At 36.9% G+C, this 22,904-nt stretch carries 21 protein-coding genes and 1 tRNA gene; 17 read left to right on the top strand and 5 right to left on the bottom strand.

Annotated features, from left to right (window positions below):
- Positions 1-36: 36 nt before the first annotated feature.
- Positions 37-109: transfer RNA gene (locus tag VI621_RS07670), tRNA-Gly, on the bottom strand.
- A gap of 171 nt (positions 110-280) precedes the next feature.
- On the opposite strand from VI621_RS07670, the gene VI621_RS07665 reads away from it, so the two are divergent.
- The gene (locus VI621_RS07665) at positions 281-721 is read left to right on the top strand and encodes a GNAT family N-acetyltransferase (RefSeq protein WP_324217792.1); all 441 of its coding nucleotides are present in this window, start codon (positions 281-283) and stop codon (positions 719-721) included.
- A gap of 56 nt (positions 722-777) precedes the next feature.
- Here the strand turns inward: VI621_RS07665 and VI621_RS07660 are convergent, their stop codons facing one another.
- Positions 778-1,494, bottom strand: a complete 717-nt coding sequence (locus tag VI621_RS07660; RefSeq protein ID WP_324217805.1) for a murein L,D-transpeptidase catalytic domain family protein — start codon at positions 1,492-1,494, stop codon at positions 778-780.
- A 475-nt stretch (positions 1,495-1,969) separates the two neighbouring features.
- Here VI621_RS07660 and VI621_RS07655 point away from each other — a divergent pair, with 475 nt between their 5' ends.
- The 3 genes from VI621_RS07655 (at position 1,970) to VI621_RS07645 (ending at position 6,665) form a co-directional block, all read left to right on the top strand.
- A complete protein-coding gene (locus tag VI621_RS07655; protein WP_324217791.1) occupies positions 1,970-4,399 on the top strand; it encodes a DUF5916 domain-containing protein in 2,430 nt (809 codons plus the stop codon).
- Between the two features lie 165 nt (positions 4,400-4,564).
- Positions 4,565-6,085: a 2,3-bisphosphoglycerate-independent phosphoglycerate mutase gene (gene gpmI, locus VI621_RS07650; RefSeq protein WP_324217790.1), complete on the top strand. Its 1,521-nt coding sequence runs from the start codon at positions 4,565-4,567 to the stop codon at positions 6,083-6,085.
- Positions 6,086-6,092: 7 nt separating this feature from the next.
- Entirely contained in the window at positions 6,093-6,665 is a 573-nt protein-coding gene (locus VI621_RS07645; RefSeq protein WP_324217789.1) for a thioredoxin family protein, read from the top strand.
- Positions 6,666-6,697: 32 nt separating this feature from the next.
- On the opposite strand, the gene VI621_RS07640 is transcribed toward VI621_RS07645, so the two are convergent.
- A complete protein-coding gene (locus VI621_RS07640; RefSeq protein WP_324217788.1) occupies positions 6,698-7,972 on the bottom strand; it encodes an acetyl-CoA hydrolase/transferase family protein in 1,275 nt (424 codons plus the stop codon).
- A gap of 128 nt (positions 7,973-8,100) precedes the next feature.
- Here VI621_RS07640 and map point away from each other — a divergent pair, with 128 nt between their 5' ends.
- The 5 genes from map to pruA all read left to right on the top strand — a co-directional run bounded on the left by map (position 8,101) and on the right by pruA (position 13,249).
- Entirely contained in the window at positions 8,101-8,919 is an 819-nt protein-coding gene (gene map / locus VI621_RS07635) for a type I methionyl aminopeptidase (RefSeq protein WP_324217787.1), read from the top strand.
- On the top strand, positions 8,919-9,689 hold the full coding sequence (locus tag VI621_RS07630; RefSeq protein WP_324217786.1) for a class I SAM-dependent methyltransferase: 771 nt from the start codon (positions 8,919-8,921) through the stop codon (positions 9,687-9,689). Before map ends, VI621_RS07630 begins: the two co-directional genes overlap by 1 nt.
- A gap of 83 nt (positions 9,690-9,772) precedes the next feature.
- Positions 9,773-11,026 (top strand): DUF5103 domain-containing protein, encoded by a 1,254-nt coding sequence (locus VI621_RS07625; RefSeq protein WP_324217785.1) that lies wholly within the window; start codon positions 9,773-9,775, stop codon positions 11,024-11,026.
- A gap of 85 nt (positions 11,027-11,111) precedes the next feature.
- Entirely contained in the window at positions 11,112-11,498 is a 387-nt protein-coding gene (gene apaG, locus VI621_RS07620) for a Co2+/Mg2+ efflux protein ApaG (RefSeq protein WP_324217784.1), read from the top strand.
- A gap of 122 nt (positions 11,499-11,620) precedes the next feature.
- Entirely contained in the window at positions 11,621-13,249 is a 1,629-nt protein-coding gene (pruA, locus tag VI621_RS07615; protein ID WP_324217783.1) for an L-glutamate gamma-semialdehyde dehydrogenase, read from the top strand.
- A 104-nt stretch (positions 13,250-13,353) separates the two neighbouring features.
- Here the strand turns inward: pruA and rsmG are convergent, their stop codons facing one another.
- The gene (gene rsmG, locus VI621_RS07610; protein ID WP_324217782.1) at positions 13,354-13,983 is read right to left on the bottom strand and encodes a 16S rRNA (guanine(527)-N(7))-methyltransferase RsmG; all 630 of its coding nucleotides are present in this window, start codon (positions 13,981-13,983) and stop codon (positions 13,354-13,356) included.
- A 115-nt stretch (positions 13,984-14,098) separates the two neighbouring features.
- Between rsmG and VI621_RS07605 the strand changes: the two genes are divergently transcribed.
- The 8 genes from VI621_RS07605 to fabD all read left to right on the top strand — a co-directional run bounded on the left by VI621_RS07605 (position 14,099) and on the right by fabD (position 21,256).
- Positions 14,099-15,196, top strand: coding sequence for an acyl-CoA desaturase (locus VI621_RS07605; protein WP_324217781.1), 1,098 nt, complete (start codon positions 14,099-14,101; stop codon positions 15,194-15,196).
- Positions 15,197-15,251: 55 nt separating this feature from the next.
- Complete coding sequence (locus tag VI621_RS07600; RefSeq protein WP_324217780.1) at positions 15,252-16,454, top strand: pyridoxal phosphate-dependent aminotransferase; 1,203 nt, start codon at positions 15,252-15,254, stop codon at positions 16,452-16,454.
- A 193-nt stretch (positions 16,455-16,647) separates the two neighbouring features.
- Positions 16,648-17,811: a formate-dependent phosphoribosylglycinamide formyltransferase gene (purT, locus tag VI621_RS07595; RefSeq protein WP_324217779.1), complete on the top strand. Its 1,164-nt coding sequence runs from the start codon at positions 16,648-16,650 to the stop codon at positions 17,809-17,811.
- 10 nt (positions 17,812-17,821) lie between these two features.
- Positions 17,822-18,151, top strand: coding sequence for a DUF6370 family protein (locus VI621_RS07590; protein WP_324217778.1), 330 nt, complete (start codon positions 17,822-17,824; stop codon positions 18,149-18,151).
- Between the two features lie 3 nt (positions 18,152-18,154).
- A complete protein-coding gene (locus tag VI621_RS07585) occupies positions 18,155-18,730 on the top strand; it encodes a Crp/Fnr family transcriptional regulator (protein ID WP_324217777.1) in 576 nt (191 codons plus the stop codon).
- 183 nt (positions 18,731-18,913) lie between these two features.
- The gene (locus VI621_RS07580; RefSeq protein ID WP_324217776.1) at positions 18,914-19,630 is read left to right on the top strand and encodes a pirin family protein; all 717 of its coding nucleotides are present in this window, start codon (positions 18,914-18,916) and stop codon (positions 19,628-19,630) included.
- Positions 19,631-19,676: 46 nt separating this feature from the next.
- Entirely contained in the window at positions 19,677-20,207 is a 531-nt protein-coding gene (locus VI621_RS07575; protein WP_324217775.1) for a YceI family protein, read from the top strand.
- A 173-nt stretch (positions 20,208-20,380) separates the two neighbouring features.
- A complete protein-coding gene (gene fabD, locus VI621_RS07570) occupies positions 20,381-21,256 on the top strand; it encodes an ACP S-malonyltransferase (protein ID WP_324217774.1) in 876 nt (291 codons plus the stop codon).
- An 82-nt stretch (positions 21,257-21,338) separates the two neighbouring features.
- Here fabD and VI621_RS07565 read toward each other — a convergent pair whose 3' ends face one another.
- Positions 21,339-22,811 (bottom strand): hypothetical protein, encoded by a 1,473-nt coding sequence (locus VI621_RS07565; RefSeq protein ID WP_324217773.1) that lies wholly within the window; start codon positions 22,809-22,811, stop codon positions 21,339-21,341.
- Between the last annotated feature and the right edge of the window lie 93 nt (positions 22,812-22,904).

The raw sequence follows: 22,904 nt of genomic DNA, 5'->3' as shown, positions 1-22,904 counted from the left end.
AAAAAAACCGAAACAAATGTTTCGGTTTTTATAAAGAGCGAAAGACGAGGCTCGAACTCGCGACAACCAGCTTGGAAGGCTGGAGCTCTACCAACTGAGCTACTTTCGCATTAACAACGGTGCAAATATAAATAATAATTCAGCTTAGATGCAAGTTTTTTTCAATAAAAATAACAAACTTATGCGTGAAGCCTCATTTAAAACAGTGTATTTAGAGCATAAATAATTTAATACTAAATTGTTATCTCTTTATTCACACCAAAAAAATAATTTTAAAATAATGCAAAACATCAGAGAAATTCCTTCAATCGAAACATTTTCGGTAAGACATCCAGTCCTGCGAGCAGGTAAACCGATAGAAAGCTGTCATTTTGATGGCGATGATTTAGAAACCACGAGACATTTTGGATTCTTTCAAGAAAACAACCTAATAGGTGTGATTTCGATATTTAAAGCGCAAAACAAGTTATTTGACGAAGAAAGCCAATTTCAAATTCGTGGGATGGCTGTTTTAGAGGATCATCAGAAGAAAGGCTTTGGGGAAACATTGGTCAGACATGCCGAAAATTATATTAAAGGGCAAAACGGAGCGATGATTTGGTTTAATGCCCGAATTGTTGCTGTGGGATTTTATGAAAAATTAGGCTATCAAATTATTGGAGACTCTTTTGATATTGCAGATGTCGGTGAGCATTATATACAATTTAAAAAAATAGGGTAATGGTTAAATTAAACCATTACCCTATTTTTATCTTCTCTAAAAAATTGTAACCTAAATTAAGAAACTAATTTAGAAGCTGATTTTGCGCTTCTTGACGGATGATAGATAAACAAACACGATTTGTTTTTAATCGTATTGATGATATCTTTTGATAATTCTGCCGGTAAAGCAGGACAACCTTGGCTTCTTCCTAATCTGCTATGGTTTTTAACAAATGAATTAGAAACATAATCCGCTGCATGCATTACCACGCCTCTTCCTCTTGCGTTGTCATTTACGCCTCTTTCTAAACCGTCTAGTCTTAAAGACATGCCGTGTTTTCCGCTATAAATTTCTCCTGTAGCGTAGAAACCCAGACTGCTTTTGAAAGATTGTGCAGAATTCGAAAAGCTATTTGCAAATTCATCCCCTGTATTTCTTCCGTGTGCCACTAGAGAATGGTATAAAATGGTGTTGGTAGTCAAATCGATTACCCAAAGTCTTTTAACGTTAGATGATAAACTAAAATCAATTAAGGTTAAAACATTTTTTTGAATCAATCCTTTTTCTTTCAAATCATAAAATCCTTCTAAAGCTTTGGAGAAACTTTCCAGTTTTGGCAATGCAAAATTATTGGAGTGTAACTTACTATATATTGCTTCCACTTTCATTTCGAAATTGGATTTAGTAGTACTCGCGATTAATTTTGGTTTTGCTGTGTGTTTTAGATGCGCATCATTTGATGAAAATGATGATAAAAAGAAAACTAAAACGGGAAGGATTTTGTAAATAATTGAAAATGTATGCATTGTGTGGTTGTTTTATTTAAGTCAAAAATATAAAAATAATAATAACATCAGGAATTTTTATGCCTTTTATCGGTAAAATTTAACACTTTATCGATATTTTTTAGATTTCTATGCTATTAAATAAGCTTTATTCTGGTTTAAATCTAAAACTAAATCTTTCAATACTATACGGATAACGGGTACTTTGACAGATTTATTGCTCAACAAGGCGTTAAATAATTTAAAAATGTTTTTTTGAATAAATAAATTCAGCTTTTTAACATTTAAAATGATGTTTATGAATTGGTTACAATGAGACTAACTATCACTCTGACTGAAAATACTTTCTGAAAATTGTAACAATAAATATTTCGGAAGACTATTAATAAGAACCATGCCACATTTTCTTAATAAAATTATAAAATAATTGTGATTGCTGGTTTTATAGATAATTTTGCCCCATCAATCATCAATCAATCAAATGAAAAAAATTTTAATGCTCAGCTTTATCCTTTTCTGCTCCATCAGCTATGGTCAGAAAAAGATATTAAAAACCATGTCCACTCCCGGCGATATTACGATCGATGGAAATCTGGATGAAGAAATTTGGAAAACCGTTCCTATTGCCACCGATTTTGTCATGTTCGAACCCGATAACGGGAAACCCATTGCAGAAAATAAAAAAACCGAAGTGAAAGTTGTATATGATAATGATGCCATATATGTTGGTGCTTTATTATATGATGACGAACCTGAAAAAATTCTAAAAGAAATTGTGCAACGCGATAACTTCGGAGCCTGCGATTTTTTTGGAATTTTTATAAACGGATTTAACGACGGACAACAGGATTTTCGATTTTTTGTTACCGCTGCCGACGGGCAATCAGATTGTTTAGCGACAGATACAAATGGGGAAGATTACTCTTGGGATGCCATTTGGAAAAGTAAAGCCACCATCACCAAATTTGGCTGGGTTGTCGAAATGCGTATTCCTTATGCTGCCTTGCGCTTTTCCGGGGAGAATAAACAAACCTGGGGTGTCAACTTTTTCAGGGAAATAAAACGGGATCGCCAAAAGTATTCCTGGAACTTTATTGATTCAAAAATTGGGACTTTCACACAACAAACAGGAACTCTGGAAGGAATCGAGAATATTAAAACGCCCACAAGGCTTTTCCTGATGCCGTATTCTTCTTTTTATTTGAATGCAGGCCAAGAAAAAACCAAAGGAACACTCAAAGGCGGATTAGACATTAAATACGGAATTAATGATGCCTTCACGCTCGATATGATTCTTGTTCCTGATTTTGGACAAACAAAATACGATGATCAAATCTTAAACTTAGGCCCTTTTGAACAGCAATTCAACGAGAACCGCGCCTTTTTTACCGAAGGAACGGATTTGTTCAATAAAGGAAACCTATTATATTCCCGAAGAATCGGCGGAAGTCCATCAACCTATCCAGAAACAGCTACCGATGAAGTAGTTGAAGAATATCCAAATAATATAAGTCTAATCAATGCTTTAAAAGTTTCAGGCAGAACAAAGGATGGATTAGGAATTGGAATTTTGAATGCGGTAACAGAGAAAACAACAGTAATCGTCCGCAATACCGACACTCAAGAATCACGAAGAGTTGAAATAGAACCTTTGACCAATTATAATGTGTTAGTTTTGGACCAACGTTTCCGTAAAAATTCGTCAGTTTCATTTGTAAATACAAATGTGACGCGAAACGGAGAATTTCGTGACGCGAATGTTTCTGCTTTGGTTTGGGATTTAAACACCAAGAAAAACACCTACAATGTCAGCGGAAATCTTAAATACAGTTACGTTAACGCTATCGAGGACAAAAAAGGAGTTTCCTCTACATTGAATTTTGCCGAAACCAGCGGAAAATACCGCTACAGTTTTGGTGGCGATTTGGTAACAAAGGATTATGACAACAATGACCTTGGAATTAATTTCGAAACCAATTATTATGTCTTATATGGTAATACAAATTATAGAATCCTAAATCCAACCAAGTATTTCAATTCCTTTAATACCAATATTAATGTATTTTCCCAATTTCAAAAAGAAACAGGAAAAATCCAAGGAAGCAATATTAACGTAAACGTAAATTTGAACAATAAGAAAAATCATTATTTTGGATTCGGAATCGATTATAATCCATTGGAATCATACAATTATTACGAACCAAGAGCCGAAAACAGATATGTAATTACGCCAACAAAAATGGGTGGGTGGTTTTATTTTTCATCCAATTACAACAACAAGTTTGCTATCGATTTTAATCCGTCTTATGCTATTTTTAACGAAACTGGCAGGAATTCTTATGGTTTTTCCCTTGGCCCGAGATTTAGATTCAATGATAAGTTTTCGATGAATTATAATTTTAACTTTTTTCGCCAAAACAACAACAAAGGGTATGTAAACACAGATGACATTGATATGGATAATAATCCTGCAACATCAAATGATATGATTGTCTTTGGCAACAGGAATGTAATTACTTACTCCAACTCGATTTCCGGAAAATACTCGATTAACAGCCGAATGAATTTCAATCTTTCGGTGCGCCAATATTGGTCTTTTTCAGAAAACAAAAACTTTCTGACATTGGAACAAAACGGCAGACTTATTGATTATTCCGGTAATACGCCTATCGAAAATAAAAACAAAAACCTCAACTCCTGGAATTTAGATTTATCGTATTCCTGGTGGTTTGCTCCCGGAAGTCAAATATCCGTTTTGTACCGAAACAATGCCTTTAATTACGAAACTGATATCAACAAAGATTTTGAGAAAAACGTGACCAATTTGCTTAACAATGATGCCTTAAGCCATGTCTTTTCCGTAAGCGTAAAATATTTTATCGATTACAATCAGGCCAAAAATTGGTTATAATTCCTTAAATTTGAAGCCTAAACCTGCTATCCGCTATAGCTTTTGCAAAAAATCTATTTTTCTAAAGCACAAAAGGAGCTTCCTTGGGTCGCTCTTTTCCGCTAAGAAAAAATTAGTTTTTTACGCAAAAGGCTGCCGCTGCCATCAGGGCTAAAAAATAAGACCATGAATAAAAAAGTGATTTTAATGATTCTCGACGGCTGGGGAAAATCGCCAGACCCGAAAGTATCTGCTCCGGACAATGCAAATATTCCTTTCATAAATAGTTTGTACCGAATCTATCCCAATGCACAGCTCCGAACCGATGGGCTCAACGTAGGTTTACCTGAAGGACAAATGGGAAATTCCGAAGTAGGCCACATGAATTTGGGCGCCGGACGCATTATCTACCAGGATTTGCCTAAAATAAATCTTGCCGTTCAAAACAAAACTTTAAATCGGGAAAAAGTATTGGTTGATGCATTTCAATATGCAAAAGACAACAACAAAAATGTTCATTTGCTGGGATTGGTTTCCGATGGCGGTGTACATTCACATATAGAACACCTAAAAGGATTGGTTGATGCCACTCAGGAATTCGGATTAGAAAAAGTTTTCATTCATGCCTTCACCGATGGCCGTGATGTAGATCCAAAATCAGGTGTGTTTTTTATCTCGGCTTTAGAAAATCACATCAAAAATACCACCGTAAAATTAGCATCCGTAATCGGAAGATATTATGCCATGGATCGCGACCGACGTTGGGAAAGAATCAAACTGGCTTATGATTTGCTAGTGAACGGAATCGGAGCACATTCTAAAAATACAGTGGATAGTATTCAGGACGATTATCTTAAAGAGATTACCGACGAGTTTATCCAACCGATTATTATGGTTGATGATAATGACAAACCGTTAGCCACCATTCAGGAAAATGATGTGGTGATATTCTTCAATTTCAGAACCGACAGAGGTCGACAACTGACAGAAGTGTTAACCCAAATGGATTGTCACGAACACAACATGCACAAATTGAATTTGTATTATGTTACCATGACCAATTATGACAGTACATTTAAAGGAATGCATGTAATTTATGAAAAAGACAATATCACGGAAACCCTCGGAGAAGTTTTAGAAAAAAACCATAAAAAGCAAATCCGAATAGCCGAAACCGAGAAATATCCACACGTAACTTTTTTCTTTTCCGGCGGAAGAGAAGAACCTTTTATTGGCGAAACCAGAATTTTAAGATTTTCGCCAAAAGTCGCCACCTATGACTTGAAACCCGAAATGAGCGCCTTTGAATTAACAGATGCTTTAGTTCCGGAACTCGAAAAAGGCGAAGTGGATTTTGTGTGTTTGAATTTTGCCAATGGCGATATGGTAGGGCATACCGGAGTTATGGAAGCCGCTATAAAAGCTTGCGAAGCTGTGGATAAATGTGTCGAAAGAGTAGTCAAAACCGCTTTGGCGAATAATTACACTACAATCGTAATTGCCGATCACGGAAATTGTGAAACCATGATCAATCCTGACGGAAGTCCAAACACGGCCCACACCACAAATCCGGTTCCGTTTATATTAGTCGACAAAGATTTAATCCCTGTCCAGGATGGAGTGTTAGGAGATATCGCTCCTACTGTTTTGGATTTAATGGGAATTGAAAAACCGGAAGTCATGAACAGACATTCGTTAATTTTATAAGTTTAAAATGAAAAAAATACTAATTGCCAGTTTACTATTTGCCTTTATCGGATGTAAATCCACTCAAAAAGTAGTGGGAACACCAACTGAAAAAACACCTGAAAAACCTATGGAGAATCAAGAACCAAAACCAATTGCACCTGAATTTTTAACAGGCGAAAAAACAATGAACGATTTACAACAAGCTCCTTGTGACGTTTGGTTTACTCCGGGTTATGAAAATTACAATCCAGATTCGGAAACGATTATTAAATTAAAAAATTTACCGGAGGATATTACAATAAAAATAGTCATGGGAACCTGGTGTGAAGACAGCCAGAATCAAGTTCCCCGTTTTTATAAGATTTTAAAACAAATTAATTTTGATTTAAAAAAGGCAATATTAATCACGGTAGACCGAAGTAAAACAACTCCGGAACATCTTGAAGCACGATTGAATATTACTAATGTCCCAACTTTTATTATCTACAAAAATGAAAAAGAAATTAACCGAATTGTAGAAACTCCTATTGAAACTTTAGAAAAGGACTTACTGAAAATCCTTTCTGGTCAACCCTATAAACATGCTTACGAAAAGTAAAAAAACAAAAAAGCTCCAAATTGGAGCTTTTTTTATTTACAATTTGTCATTTCAAAATACGTTTTGTCAATCCATTCCTGATGGTTTGGATGTGCAATTTTGACCATCTCGACTGCTCGTTGTTTTAAAGTCTTACCGTACAAATCGGCAATTCCGTTTTCGGTAATAATATATTGAACATGGGAACGCGTTGTTACTACCCCAGCCCCTTGCTTTAAAAAAGGAACAATTCTACTTTCTCCATTTTTAGTAATTGAAGGCAAGGCAATAATCGCTTTTCCACCGTCGCTCAAAGAAGCGCCTCGGATAAAATCCATCTGGCCCCCTACTCCCGAATACATTCTGGCACCAATAGAATCGGCACAAACTTGTCCCGTAACATCGACTTCGATAGCGGAATTGATAGCTACCATTTTTGGATTTTTTCTAATCTTAGATGTGTCATTTACATAGGATGATTCTCTCATTTCTACAAACGGATTATCATTTACAAAATCATACAATCGTTGCGAACCAATTAAAAAAGTCGCCAAAGCACGACCACGATTAACCCCTTTAAAATTACAATTAATCACATCTTTCTCAATTAAATCGATTACACCATCCGAAAACATTTCGGTATGCAATCCTAAGTTTTTATGATTTGATAGTTTGGTTAAAGCGGCATTCGGGATAGAACCAATTCCCATTTGTAAGGTACTTTCGTCTTCAATCAAACTGGCTACAAAACTTCCAATTTTATCTTCTATTGGAGAAATAACCTCCATTTCATGACCAAATATTGGTAAATCAACTTCAACCAAATAATCGATTTCGGATACATGAAGGATTCCGTCACCAAAAGTTCGTGGCATTCGCGGATTCACTTGTGCAACAACTGTCTTTGCACTTTCTATAGCTGCTAAAGTGGCTTCTACAGAAACTCCAAGCGAACAATACCCGTGAATGTCCGGCGGCGAAACATGAATAAACACAACATCAAGCGAAACTACTTTTTTTCTAAACAAATAAGGCAATTCACTCAGGAAAACAGGCGTGTAAGAACCATTTCCTGCGGCTAAAGTATGCCTTACATTTTTACCGATGAAAAAAGAATTGACATGAAAACTTTCTGAAAGTTCCGGATTGGCATAGGGTGCATCTCCTTCGGTATGTAAATGACAAACCTCAACATTTTTCAATTCGGAAGCCCGTTCTGCTAAAGCTTTGGTCAAAACCGTTGGCGCAGCCGCAGCAGCTTGCACATATATTCTATCGTCTGATTTTACAATTTTGACAGCCTCGGCTGCTGAAACATATTTACTCATACCTCTATAATTTTAAGACAAAATTAATTCTTCAAAAGATACAAAAATATGACAAAACTCATGTTGGAATTTCAATTAAAGAATTATCAATAGAATGTTGTATTTTTGCAATCAGAAAAATACGCCTTATGATTATCCAAAAAACTCGTGAAGAAATAGAATTAATGCGCGAAAGTGCCTTAATAGTCTCCAAAACATTAGGAATGATTGCCAGGGAAATAAAACCTGGCGTGACTACTTTATATTTAGACAAATTAGCCGAAGAATTCATCAGAGATCACGGTGCTGTCCCAAGCTTCCTTGGATTATATGGTTTCCCAAACTCCCTTTGTATGAGTCCGAATGCACAAGTGGTTCACGGAATTCCGAATGACAAACCCTTAGAAAGCGGCGATGTTATTTCGGTAGATTGCGGTGCTTATAAAAACGGATACCATGGCGATCACGCTTATTCTTTTGAAATTGGCGAAGTAGCTCCGGAAACTAAAAAATTATTACAAATTACCAAAGAGTCCTTATATATCGGAATCCGTGAATTCAAAATTGGAAATCGTGTGGAAGACGTAGGTAATGCGATTCAAAAATATACCGAAAGTCACGGTTATGGTGTCGTTCGTGAATTAGTAGGACACGGTTTGGGTCAAAAAATGCACGAAGACCCGGAAATGCCCAACTACGGAAAACGAGGTCGCGGAAAACTTTTCGTAGAAGGAATGGTGGTTGCCATCGAACCGATGATTAACATGGGAACCAAAAACATCAAACAACTTAAAGACGGTTGGACAATCCTGACTGCTGATGGTAAACCTTCGGCACATTATGAACATGATGTGGCCATCATTGACGGAAAACCAGAATTGCTTTCAACTTTTGCTTATGTATACGAGGCTTTAGGAATTGTGAGTAATGAAGAAGATGAATTCAGAAGACAACCTTTAGTACTATAATGAAGAAAGTTTTTAAATTTATCCTCAATACTATTCCAAGACCTTTACTAATCAGGCTGAGTTATGTGGCTCGCCCTATTTTAGCTTTTGTCTTAAAAGGAAATAAATTCACTGACCCGATTGACGGGAAAAGTTTCAGCATGTTCTTGCCTTATGGTTACGGAACACAACGAAATAATGTGCTTTCGCCAAGCACACTTTCATTGGAAAGACATCGATTATTGTGGTTGTATTTAAAAAATGAAACTGATTTCTTTACTTCAACAGAAAAAAAGAAAGTATTGCATTTTGCTCCGGAACAGGCATTTTATAAATTGTTCCGAAATCAAAAAAATCTGGACTATACCACTACCGATCTATTTTCGCCTTTGGCCGATGTGAAAGCGGACATTTGCAATTTGCCTTTTGATGACAATTTGTATGATATTATTTTGTGCAATCACGTTTTGGAACATATTCCGGACGACACCAAAGCCATGCAGGAATTGTATCGCGTGTTAAAACCCGGCGGCATGGGAATTTTCCAGATTCCGCAAGACTTATCAAGAGCCACAACATTTTCTGATGACACCATTACAGACCAGAAAGAACGCGCCAAAATCTTCGGGCAATACGACCATGTTCGCATTTACGGAAGAGATTATTTTGATAAATTGCATAGCATTGGCTTTACCGTAATTGAAGAAGATTATACCAAAAAAATCAGTCCCGAATTAGTCGAAAAATATTGTTTGGCCAAAGGTGAAATTATTCCCGTTTGTTTTAAATAAGAATTATTTGCGATGGGCTAAATCTTTGGCATAATTTAGGTTACGATAATTCGTTATATTTACCAAAGTGAAAATCTATAAATATGTCAAATCATTTTCTGTTAAAATTAATTCTTGTCTTGATTTCTTTTTCTGCTTTTGCACAAGTAGAAACCGAAATTGCGCCTCCATATAATATTAAAACGGTGACTTTTGTTCAAAACGGACAAAATAGCATTCCGCTTTTTGGATTAAATGATCCTTTCCAAATTGAATTTGATGATCTTTTTGGCAATGAAGCCAATTATTACTACGAATTAATCCATTGCAATTACGACTGGAAACCATCAGATTTATCAAAAAATGAATATTTACGAGGATTTGACGGGCAACGCATTCAGGATTATTCCAACTCCTTCAATACTTTACAACTATATTCTCATTATAAATTGCCCTTTCCAAACCGAAATACACAATTTCTGGTGAGCGGGAATTATATCATAAAAATCTTAAATGAAGATAAAGAAGTTGTTTTCTCCAGAAAATTTATTCTTTTTGAAAATTTGGTTTCGGTTCCGATGCAAATAAAAAGAGCGAGAGATTTGAGTGTTATCAATTTCAAACAGAATTTAGATTTTACAATAAAATCAAATACCATTTTATTTCAAAGCCCGTTACAAAACGTTAAGGTTTTATTGCTTCAAAACGGTCAGTTGAACACTGCCATTTCAAATATAAAACCGATGTACACCATTGGCAATGATCTGATTTATAAATATGACACAGAAACACAATTTTGGGGTGGAAACGAATTCTTATATTTTGAAAATAAAGATGTAAGAGCCGCAACAAATAATGTGGCGCGTATTGATTCGGACAACAATGTTTACAATACGCATTTATATACTAACAATGCGCGGGCAAACAACCCATATACTTATTTTCCCGACACCAATGGAAATTTCATTGTCCGCAATATCAATGCAGAAAAAAACGAAATTGAAGCCGATTATACCTGGGTATTTTTCAGTCTTTCTGCCCCAGCATTTTTTGAAAAAAAGAACATTTATATTAATGGAATGTTTAATAATTTTGCATTAATTCCAGAAAATAAAATGGATTATAATGAAGCCAAAGGCATTTATGAAAAAGCAATAATGATTAAACAGGGATTTACTAATTACCAATATGTTGTTGCTGACAATAAAGGAAATATAGATTCCGAAAAGGCCATTGACGGAAATTTTTATCAAACGGAAAATAACTATTTTGCCATTGTTTATTACAGAGAAAACAATCAGCGATACGACAGAGTTATCGGAAAAGGAGTGGCCAGTTCGGTGGACATCACGAATTAATAATTTTTTATGGGTCAAAAGTATTTCTGATTGCTAAAATTTGTAAATTTGACGTTAGGTAAAAATACCATTTTGAAATAATAGTATGGTTTCACAGATTACAAGAGGCATTAAGATTTCCGTTTTGACTAGTTTTGAAGGCACTTACTTCAAAAACTACAAGATTCACTTTGCCTTTAGTTACGAGGTTACTATTGAAAATCACAGTAAAGATTCCGTTCAATTAATTTCTCGTCATTGGGAAATTTTCGATTCTCTAAATCATGTTGAAATTGTGGATGGCGAAGGCGTTATAGGAAAAAAACCGGTCCTCAAGCCAGGCGAAACCCATACCTATAGTTCCGGTTGTTTATTATCTTCCCCATTTGGCGCTATGTCCGGTTATTTTAATATGATTAATTTCACCTCTACCCGAAATTTTAGAGTCGTAGTCCCAACGTTTAGACTGAGTGCCCCTTTTGCACTGAATTAAATTCCAAAAATTCTCTTTTTCATTTTCATAAGTTATCAAATTCCCAATTTTTTATATTTTCAAATTATCATTTCGTATCTTCGCATCACGAAAATTTGATCATTCATAAAAACTTAAATATCATGCTAAAAGGATTTTTTCATGTACCAAAAGCGGTAAACGAACCCGTAAAATTATACGCCCCAAACTCACCTGAAAAAGCTGCCGTTCTTGCAACTTACAAAGAAATGTGGAATTCCAAAATCGACGTTCCTTTATACATTGGCAGCGAAGAAATCAGAACTGGGAATACCAAAAACATGACTGCGCCTCATGATCACAAACATATTGTTGGAACCTATCATTTAGCCGAAAAATCTCATGTAGAAAAAGCCATTGCCAATGCTTTAGAAAGCAGAACCGCTTGGGCTAACATGGCCTGGGAACAACGGGCAGCTATTTTCCTAAAAGCTGCCGAATTAATCGCTGGCCCATACAGAGCCAAAATTAATGCAGCAACCATGATTGCTCAATCTAAGAGTATTCATCAGGCAGAAATTGATGCTTCTTGCGAATTGATTGACTTTTTACGTTTCAATGTAGAATTCATGACGCAAATTTATAACGATCAGCCGAATTCGGATTCTACTGTTTGGAACCGATTGGAATACCGTCCTTTGGAAGGTTTCGTATATGCCATTACCCCATTTAACTTTACTGCAATTGCAGCCAATCTTCCGGCAAGTGCTGCGATGATGGGTAATGTTGTAGTTTGGAAACCAAGCGACAGCCAGGTGTTTTCTGCAAAAATAATTATTGACGTGTTCAAAGAAGCAGGTGTTCCTGACGGGGTTATCAACGTAGTTTTTGGTGACGCCTTAATGATTACCGATACTGTTTTGGCAAGTCGTGATTTTGCTGGAATCCACTTTACAGGCTCTACTCATGTATTCAAAGATATTTGGGCAAAAATCGGAACCAACATTCACCACTATAAAACTTACCCAAGAATTGTTGGGGAAACTGGTGGAAAAGATTTTATCATAGCGCATCCAAGTGCAAATGTAAAACAAGTGGTAACCGGAATCACTCGTGGTGCTTTCGAATTTCAAGGTCAAAAATGTTCTGCCGCTTCAAGATCTTACATTCCTCAAAGCATGTGGCCAGCGGTAAAAAAACAATTGATCACCGATGTGAAATCTATGAAAATGGGTTCTCCGGAAGATTTTGGAAACTTCATCACAGCGGTTATTCACGAAGGTTCTTTTGATAAATTGGCAAGCTTTATCGACCAGGCCAAAAAAGATACGGATGCCGAAATTATTGTTGGAGGAAATTATGACAAATCCGTTGGTTACTTTATAGAACCAACCATTATCGTGACTACAAACCCAAAATACTCGACAATGGAAACCGAATTATTCGGACCGGTAATGACTATTTATGTTTATGAAGATGCCCAATGGGAAGAAACATTAAAATTAGTAGACGCTACTTCTGAATATGCTTTAACAGGCGCCATTTTTAGCCAGGACCGTTATGCCATTGAGCAAGCCACAGTTGCGTTGCAAAATGCTGCCGGAAATTTCTATATCAATGACAAACCAACCGGAGCCGTTGTGGGAATGCAGCCTTTCGGTGGCGCAAGAGCTTCGGGAACCAATGACAAAGCAGGTTCAGCATTGAACTTATTGCGTTGGGCTTCGCCAAGAACCATCAAAGAAACATTTGTTACTCCGGAAAATTACAGATATCCGTTTTTAGGAGAATAGTCTAAAGTTTAGACTTAGAATTAAAAAACCACAAGCATTCAAATTAGTTTGAATACTTGTGGTTTTTTTTTATAAAAGCTAAAACTTTGAAATTTGAACAAATTTTAAGCCTTAAACTTCAAAGGTACGTGCACCACTTTTTTGGTTTCGAAAAATTCGTTGTCAAAAAAATCGGAAATGTTATACTCTGTTGCTTTAGGAAAATCTTGTAATTCCTCAGTCAAATCACCGCCTTTTAGATATAAAATTCCATTTTTCAATTCATGTTTGTTTTGCTTTTTTATTTTATCTTTTATCCAGGATACAAAATCCGGCATATTCGTAACCGCTCTACTTACGATAAAATCAAAATCGCCTTTTACACTTTCGGCGCGCATTTGCTCGGCTTTTACATTTTTCAGTTCTAATGCTTCGGCAACGGCTTTGACTACATTGATTTTTTTCAGGATAACGTCAATCAGATAAAATCGGGTTTCCGGAAAAAGTATCGCCAATGGGATTCCTGGAAATCCTCCACCTGTACCAACATCCAAAACGTAAGTTCCAGGTTCGAATTTTGTGATTTTGGCAATAGCCAAAGAATGTAAAACGTGCTTAACATACAACTCATCAATGTCTTTACGGGAAATCACATTGATTTTTGAGTTCCAATCGTGGTATAATGCTTCTAATTTTTGGAACTGTTTTTGCTGAATCTCCGTTAAATTAGGGAAATACTTAATGATTTCTTCCATCTTCTTAATTTTCGACAAAAGTAATGATTTTTAAGATGAAAATATTTAACTGTTTTTTGGGTTCAGAAAATTTAATAATAATTATCTTTGAAACCATTTCAATACCAGAATTATTATGAATCCGAATGCCCCAACTTTTTCAAGACAAGACTCGTTGAAATTTTTTAGAACGTTGAATTCTCGCGTGAATGATTATTTCAAAGACAACAATATCAAAAAAACCGGAAACTGGAAACTTCATTTGAAAACTATCGTGATGTTTTGTCTTTTCTTAACCCCCTATTTCTTGATTCTAACTTTAGACATGCCTTTTTGGTTATATATTGTTTCAAGTATTTTCATCGGAATCGGAATGGCTGGCGTTGGAATGAATGTCATGCATGATGGGAATCACGGTTCTTATTCTTCAAAACCATGGCTGAACAAAATCATGGGATCCAGCATTTATATTTTGGCAGGAAATGTTTACAATTGGCAGGTTCAACACAATGTCTTACATCATACTTATACCAATATTCCCGGTCACGACGAAGATTTGGATGCCGGAAGAGTAATCCGTTTTACCAAAGACGCCAAATGGTATAGTTTTCATAGATTTCAACATTATTATTCCGTTTTCTTATATGGTTTATTGACTTTCAACTGGTCTATAACTACCGATTTCAAACAGATGAGAAATTATCTGAAAAGAAAATTATCCTACGGAGAAGCCAAAAAATCAAAGATTCTTTGGACTACTTTAATCATCACAAAAATCATTTATTTCTCTATTTGGATTGTACTTCCAATGGTATTGGGAATCACTTGGTGGAAAGTCCTTATCGGATTTTTTATCATGCATTATACCGCAGGATTAATTTTAAGCATTGTATTCCAATTGGCACATGTCGTGGAAGAAACTACCAATCCTTCTCCGAACGAATTAGGAGAAATGGACAATACCTGGGCTATCCATCAATTGTACACCACGACGAATTTTGCTCCAAAAAACTGGATTGTCAACTGGTATACCGGAGGTTTAAACCATCAGATTGAGCACCATATTTTTCCAAATATCAGTCATGTTCATTATGGTAAAATTGCAAAAATCGTAAAGGAAACAGCCCAAGAATGTAATTTACCTTATTACGAATACAAAACAATGACCAGTGCCGTTATTGCACATTTCAAACATTTAAAAGACTTAGGAACAAATCCGGCACTTAGCGCATAATTGCAACGATTTAAGTTATTGCTTTTCATAAAAACTAACTACAACCCATCATAAAATGAACCCACTTTCGGATAGAATTAACAACTTATCAACTTCACAAACGCTTGCCATGGCTGCCTTGGCAAGAGAATTAAAAGCCCAAGGAAGAGACATTATCAGTTTAAGTTTGGGGGAGCCCGATTTCAATACGCCGGACTTCGTAAAAGAAGCGGCTAAAAAAGCAATCGACGAAAACTACAGCACGTACACACCAGTTGAAGGGTATTTGGAATTAAAAGAAGCCATCTGCCGAAAGTTCAAAAGAGATAACAATTTAGATTATAAACCATCTCAAATCGTAGTTTCAACCGGAGCAAAACAATCACTGTACAACATTGCGCAAGTAATAATTAATCCGGGTGATGAAGTAATTTTACCTGCACCTTATTGGGTTAGTTATTTCGAAATTATCAAAATGGCCGATGGAATTCCAGTAGAAGTACCAACTTCAATCGACAGCGATTTCAAAATCACACCTGAACAATTGGAAGCGGCCATCACGCCAAAAACAAAAATGATGTGGTTCAGTTCTCCTTGCAATCCAAGCGGTTCGGTATACAACAGAGAAGAATTAACTGCTTTGGCTAAAGTTTTAGAAAAGCATCCAAACATATACATCGTTTCAGACGAAATCTACGAACACATCAATTTCTCCGGAACTTTCTGCAGCATTGCCTCTATTCCTGGAATGTTGGAAAGAACGATTACTGTAAATGGAGTTTCCAAAGCCTTCGCCATGACCGGCTGGAGAATTGGATATATCGGTGCCACGGAAGAAATCGCAAAAGCCTGTACTAAAATGCAAGGGCAAGTAACCAGCGGCCCCAACAGTATCGCACAACGCGCTACCATTGCTGCTGTCGATGCAGATCCTGCAGTTTTGAAACACATGGTCGATGCATTTCACAGTCGTCGTGATTTAGTGGTAGGACTTTTAAAAGAAATTCCAGGAATAAAAATCAACGTTCCGGAAGGCGCATTTTATGTATTTCCTGATGTTTCCTCCTACTTTGGAAAAACATTAAGAGGAACGCTCATCAAAGATGCCAATGACTTCTCCATGTATCTTTTGGCAGAAGCCAATGTGGCTACCGTAACAGGAGACGCATTCGGAAATCCGGATTGCATCCGTTTCTCCTATGCCACCAGCGAAGATTTACTTACTGAAGCATTACGCCGAATTAAGGAAGCTGTGACGACCACGGAAGTTCCAGCCTAAAAAATTAACGCCTCAAGATTTCTTGGGGCTTTTTTATTTATATTTGGGCGTGACCGCAAGGGTCGGGCTTTCCGTTGCAATCTTTTTTATCACACTCCGCTATCGCTCCGTGCGATAAAAAAGGATTTCCACTGCAATCCCTCACGCAAACCAACAAACACTAACTACAAACACTAACTACAAACATAAAACAATGTCAAAAATACTACTCTTAGGTTCAGGCGAACTAGGAAAAGAATTTGCAATCGCCGCACAACGCATCGGACAAACCGTAATTGCGGTCGACAGTTATGAAAACGCTCCAGCCATGCAAGTGGCCCACGGTTTCGAAATCATCAACATGCTAGATGGCGCCGAATTAGACCGAATTGTCGCCAAACACCAACCCGATTTCATCGTTCCCGAAATTGAAGCCATCCGTACCGAACGTTTTTACGATTACGAAAAACAAGGCATCACCGTAGTTCCCTCTGCGAAAGCAGCGAACTTCACGATGAACAGAAAAGCCATCCGTGATTTAGCCGCCAAAGAATTAGGATTAAAAACCGCCGATTACCGTTATGCTACCACTGCCATAGAATTACAAAAAGGAGTCGAAGCAGTCGGAATGCCCTGCGTGGTAAAACCCTTAATGTCTTCGTCCGGAAAAGGACAATCGACCATAAAAACCGAAGCCGATATTGAAAAAGCATGGAATTATGCCGTTGAAGGTTCTCGTGGTGATGTTGTTGAAGTGATTGTTGAAGCGTTTGTAAAATTCAATTCGGAAATAACTTTATTAACCGTTACCCAAAATAATAATCCAACCTTATTCTGCGCACCAATTGGTCACCGACAAGAACGCGGCGATTATCAGGAAAGCTGGCAGCCTGCAAGAGTTTCCGACAAAGACTTATTCGAAGCACAGGACATGGCCGAAAAAGTAACCGAAGCCTTAGGAGGCGCAGGACTTTTTGGTGTGGAATTTTTCCTGACGGATGAAGGCGTTTATTTTTCTGAATTATCTCCTCGCCCACATGATACCGGAATGGTAACTTTGGCCAATACACAAAATTTCAACGAATTTGAATTGCATTTACGTGCGATTCTGAGTTTACCGATTGCGGAAATCACTTTAGAAAAAGCGGGAGCCAGTGCCGTAATTTTAGCTTCTGAAAATTCAAATCATCCAACCTATACAGGAATCGAAAAGGTTGCCGCTTTACCCAAAACCGATTTTAGGATTTTTGGCAAACCAACTTCAAGACCTTATAGAAGAATGGGAGTTGTTTTAACCAATGACAAATTAGAAACTCCAATTGAAGAAATTGTGGAACGTGCCAAAAAAACGGCTATCTTAGTAAACGTAAATTCTTAAAATAATAAAAATGAAAAACTTAATATCCGTAGTATTCTTGTTCATAGCAGTTTTAGCAAATGCCCAAGATAAAAAAGAAATAAAAACGCAAATTGTAGATGCCTCTTGCGGACAATGTCAATTTGGAATGAAAGCAAAAGGGTGTGATTTAGCTGTTCGCATTGACGGAAAATCTTATTTTGTAGATGGAACTTCCCTAGATTCTCATGGTGATGCTCACGCGGAAGATGGTTTTTGCTCGGTAGTTAGAAAAGCGGAAGTTGCAGGTACAATTGTAGACAATCGTTTTAAAGCAACTTCGTTCCAGTTACTTCCAGAAAAAAAAGCGGCCAAAAAATAATTCTTGAATTTACTCCTCGAAAATATTGCCAAGCATGTTTCATTAACACCGGAAGAGCAAACCCATTTTCTATCTTTAACAGAAACCAAAAGCTATAAAGCTAAGACCATTCTGTTGAAAGAAGGAGAAGTTTGCACGTATTCATTTTTTGTGACTAAAGGCATTTTACGGAGCTACACCATTGATGAAAATGGTGTCGAACATGTGGTAAGTTTTGCCTGCCCGGGTTGGTGGATTGCAGATATGTACAGTTATCTTTCGCAACGCCCCGGACAATTGTATATCGAAGTCAACGAAGATGCAGAAGTTTTTTTGCTTTCAAAAGAAAATCAGGAACAGTTGTATCATGATATTCCAAAAATAGAACGTTTTTTCAGGATTCTCATCGAAAATTCTTTAGTGGCCAACCAGCAACGATTAATTGATAATTTGACTTTCACCGCGGAAGCGCGTTATGATAAGTTTTCCAAAAAATATGCTGATTTAGTACATTGCCTTCCACAAAAGCAAATTGCTTCGTATATTGGGGTTACACCAGAATTTTTCAGTAAAATGAAAGCAAGGATGCTCAAAAAATAATAATCCCAAACAGCAAAAAAAATTAAATCCGACAGATCTTGTAATCTGTCGGATTTTTCATTTCTTAATCTAGGTTAAGTATCTTACAAATCAATCGGTTGTATCTTTGCTATATCAAAATAACAGTTAGGAATCGGAAGGATTTATTAAAAAATTCCATTCCAAACACAAATATAAAATATTATGGAAAATACTGTATTACATAAAGCGAATACTCGTGGAAACGCAAATCATGGCTGGCTTAACGCTTATCATACTTTTAGTTTTGCCAGTTATAATAATCCTGACAGGAATCATTTTGGAGTGCTAAGGGTTTTAAACGATGACACCATTGCTGCAGGAATGGGATTTGGCGAACACCCACATGACAATATGGAAATCATCACCATTCCGCTGGAAGGCGATTTGGCTCATAAAGACAGTATGGGAAATTCCGAAACCATAAAAAATGGTGATGTGCAAGTGATGAGTGCCGGAACCGGGATTAGACACAGTGAATTTAATCCTAATGAGGACCAACAAACAAAACTACTCCAGATTTGGCTTTTCCCAAACAAAAGAAATGTTGAACCGAGATACCAACAAATTACTTTAAATCCCGAAGACCGAAAAAACAAATTACAACAAATTCTTTCACCAAATCCGGAAGATGCGGGTGTTTGGATTCATCAGGACGCTTGGTTTCATTTAGGGAATTTTGATGCAAATATGGAAGCACCATATGCAATCAAGAAAAAAGGAAACGGTTTATATGTATTTGTTCTTAAAGGAGATATCACGGTAAACGGACAAGAATTAAACACCCGAGACGGTTTTGGAATTTGGGATATTGATTCCGTAAATATCAAAGCGACTTCTGATGCAGAGTTTCTATTGATGGAAGTTCCAATGGCAATTTAATAATACGAGCATAGAAAAAATTAAAAAACAAACAACAAAAATAATTATGCCAACAACAAAATGGGCTATAGACCCAACACACTCAGAAATAGGTTTTAAAGTAAAACACATGATGTTTACTAATGTATCCGGTAATTTCGAAAAATATGATGCTACAATCACCTGGGAAGATGATAACTTCGAGAATGCAGCTATTGAATTTTCAGCCGACATCAATTCTATTAATACCCGAAATGCAGACAGGGATACTCATTTAAAAAGTGCTGACTTTTTTGATGTGGAAAATTATCCGAAACTATTCTTCAAAGCCTCTTCTTTCACGAAAGTGGATGGTGAAAATTATGAATTAGCCGGTGATTTGGAAATTCATGGCGTGAAAAAATTCGTTAAATTTCCGGTAGATTTCAGTGGACTGATGACGGATCCTTGGGGAAACACCAAAGCAGGATTGACCATTTCAGGAAAAATAAACCGTAAAGACTGGGGATTGAATTGGAACTCTGCCTTAGAAACCGGCGGTGTTTTAGTGAGTGAAGATGTTCGACTAAACATCGAATTGCAATTAATAAAACAATAAATAATTTCATAATATTGGTTTTTGGTTGAATGCAAACCCTATACTTCGAAATGAAGTGTGGGGTTTTGCTTTTATACCTGTCTTTTATCTTTTCGAATAAATCCTAAAAAAATACTATTTTTGCCTTTCGATTGAGACTAATTTTTCAATCATTCAATCTTTAAATTAAAAATATGAAGGCATACGTATTTCCAGGTCAAGGCGCACAGTTCACAGGAATGGGCAAAGACTTATATGAATCGTCAGAAATGGCGGCAGCATTATTTGAAAAAGCAAATGAAATATTAGGTTTCCGCATCACCGATATCATGTTTGAAGGTACGGCAGAGGAATTGAAAGAAACCAAAGTAACGCAGCCAGCTGTTTTTTTACATTCGGTGATTTTAGCAAAAACGTTGGGAGGCAGTTTCAAACCGGAAATGGTGGCGGGACATTCCTTGGGAGAATTTTCGGCTTTGGTGGCCAATGGCGCTTTATCGTTTGAAGATGGATTGAAATTGGTTTCAAAACGGGCGATGGCGATGCAAAAAGCCTGCGAAATCAAACCTTCAACCATGGCAGCGGTTTTAGGATTGGCTGACAATATTGTGGAAGACGTTTGTGCTTCGATTGATGGAATTGTTGTTGCTGCCAATTATAACTGTCCGGGGCAATTGGTGATTTCAGGAGAATTCACGGCAGTGGAAAAAGCCTGTGAAGCCATGAAAGCCGCCGGTGCAAAACGTGCCTTGTTATTACCTGTTGGAGGGGCTTTTCACTCGCCGATGATGGAACCGGCAAGAGAAGAATTGGCCGCCGCGATTGAAGCAACGACTTTCTCTACTCCGATTTGTCCGGTATATCAAAACGTAACGGCTAGCGCAGTTTCTGACCCTACGGAAATCAAGAAAAACTTAATCATTCAATTGACGGCTCCGGTAAAATGGACACAATCGGTACAACAAATGATTGCCGATGGCGCGACTTCATTTACGGAAGTAGGGCCAGGAAAAGTGTTGGTTGGATTGGTGAATAAAACCAATAAAGAAGTGGAGACGATTTCGGCTTAATTTCAAAAGAGAAAATTTAAGCATATAAAACAAAACCCCAAATCATCTCACGATAATTTGGGGTTTTGTCATCTTAAATTTCTTATTTCACAACATCCTCTTTCATATCAATATCATATTTTGCTTCTTTTTGCTTGGCTTGTTCCAGCCTTTTTGGGCCGATTGGGAAACGAACATCCACGTGTTTAGAAGCTATATTCCCATTGGCTTCTTTTTCATCAGCTCGGTTAGCCACAATATTCCATGAAAAGGAAACATTCGATCTTCCGTTTTTCAGTTCTTTTACAGTAAAACCTTCTTTAGATTTTAAAGTAACATACACCCCGTTGCAATCGCCTTCCAATTGGATAAAAACTTTCATTGGGTGTTTTTCATCCACAAAAATATGATCGGATAATAATGGATCTAATGTAATTCTGGCTTCTCCATTTTGTAATTTGCCTATACCAAAATCTTCAAAAAGAATTTCCGGTGTTTCTGTAGCATGAAGAATTCTGTTGTTTCCTTCTTTATCTTCAATCATTGTGGATACAGAACCACCTCCTAAAACTTTATAAGAAGTTCCATTGTTTTTTGCTCCTACAAAAACATAATCCGTAGCCGAAGTATTCGCATCAAAATACCCGCCATAGACTACATCTCGTCTAGCCGCTGTTCCTCCTGTAAAATAATTCACATCTTTTCCTGCTATTCTGGCAAAAGGGCCTGAACTGGTATTCAAATCATCGTCCTCATCATATTCAAAATAAGCTGCATTAAAATCTACTGTTGTATTTTTACCAACTCCACGAACATGTAATCCCGTAGTACCGGAAGCGGCAACCCCAACTGCTTCTCCGGCAAGTTCGGTAAAAGTAGTTCTTCCAGCAACTCCTCTTACACCAACAACCGTTGAACTGGTATTCGCAACCGGATTAGCACTGATTCCTATAACACCATTACCTCCGGTAGCATCTAAATTTCCTCCATCAATCACAAATTGTGAATTTGAGGCAGATAATGCCCGAATGGTTCTTTGCGAATTAGTACTCGAAACAAACAAACCCACTTGTCCGCTGGCTGGATAAACACTCATTAAAGTATTGGCTAATGGTGTGGTATTACTTCCTACTATAACCTGACCGTCATTTTCAACAGTCATACGCAAAGCATTGTTCGTTTTAATTTGAAGGTTCGTATTATCGGAAGTTCCTAAATAATTGGTACCTGGTGTAGTTCCTGTGTTTCCGGATAATGACCAATTTTGTCCTGATGTTCCTTTCAAAGAGGTCCAAATTGTTCCTGTCCAATAATAAAATCCCGGAGTTACAGCTGTTCCGTCAGAACCATTATTGGCTGTATTATAAATTAAAACTCCAATGGCAATAGGCGAAGGTCCAACCGGTGCCTCAGTCGCAGTTGAAGTTAAAGCCACTCTTGGAATCAGTAATCCTTTTGAATTGCTTTCAATTTGCAATTGCACGCCGTTTCCAATATTGGTTGTTCCAATTCCGACTTGTGCCTGTGAAGACGTTAAACTGACTAAAGCAATTAACAAGGGTATAATTTTTTTCATACTTTGGAAGATTTATCATTTATGCTTCCAATTACGTGGGAAAGTTTACTTTGGTTTTATTATCGATATAAAACCAAAAAAGCCGACGAAATA

It is taken from the genome of Flavobacterium sp. (genome assembly GCF_035292545.1).
Lineage (GTDB): Bacteria > Bacteroidota > Bacteroidia > Flavobacteriales > Flavobacteriaceae > Flavobacterium.
Note: the sequence above shows the minus strand (reverse complement) of the source record. Positions and strands in the feature narration are given on the sequence as shown.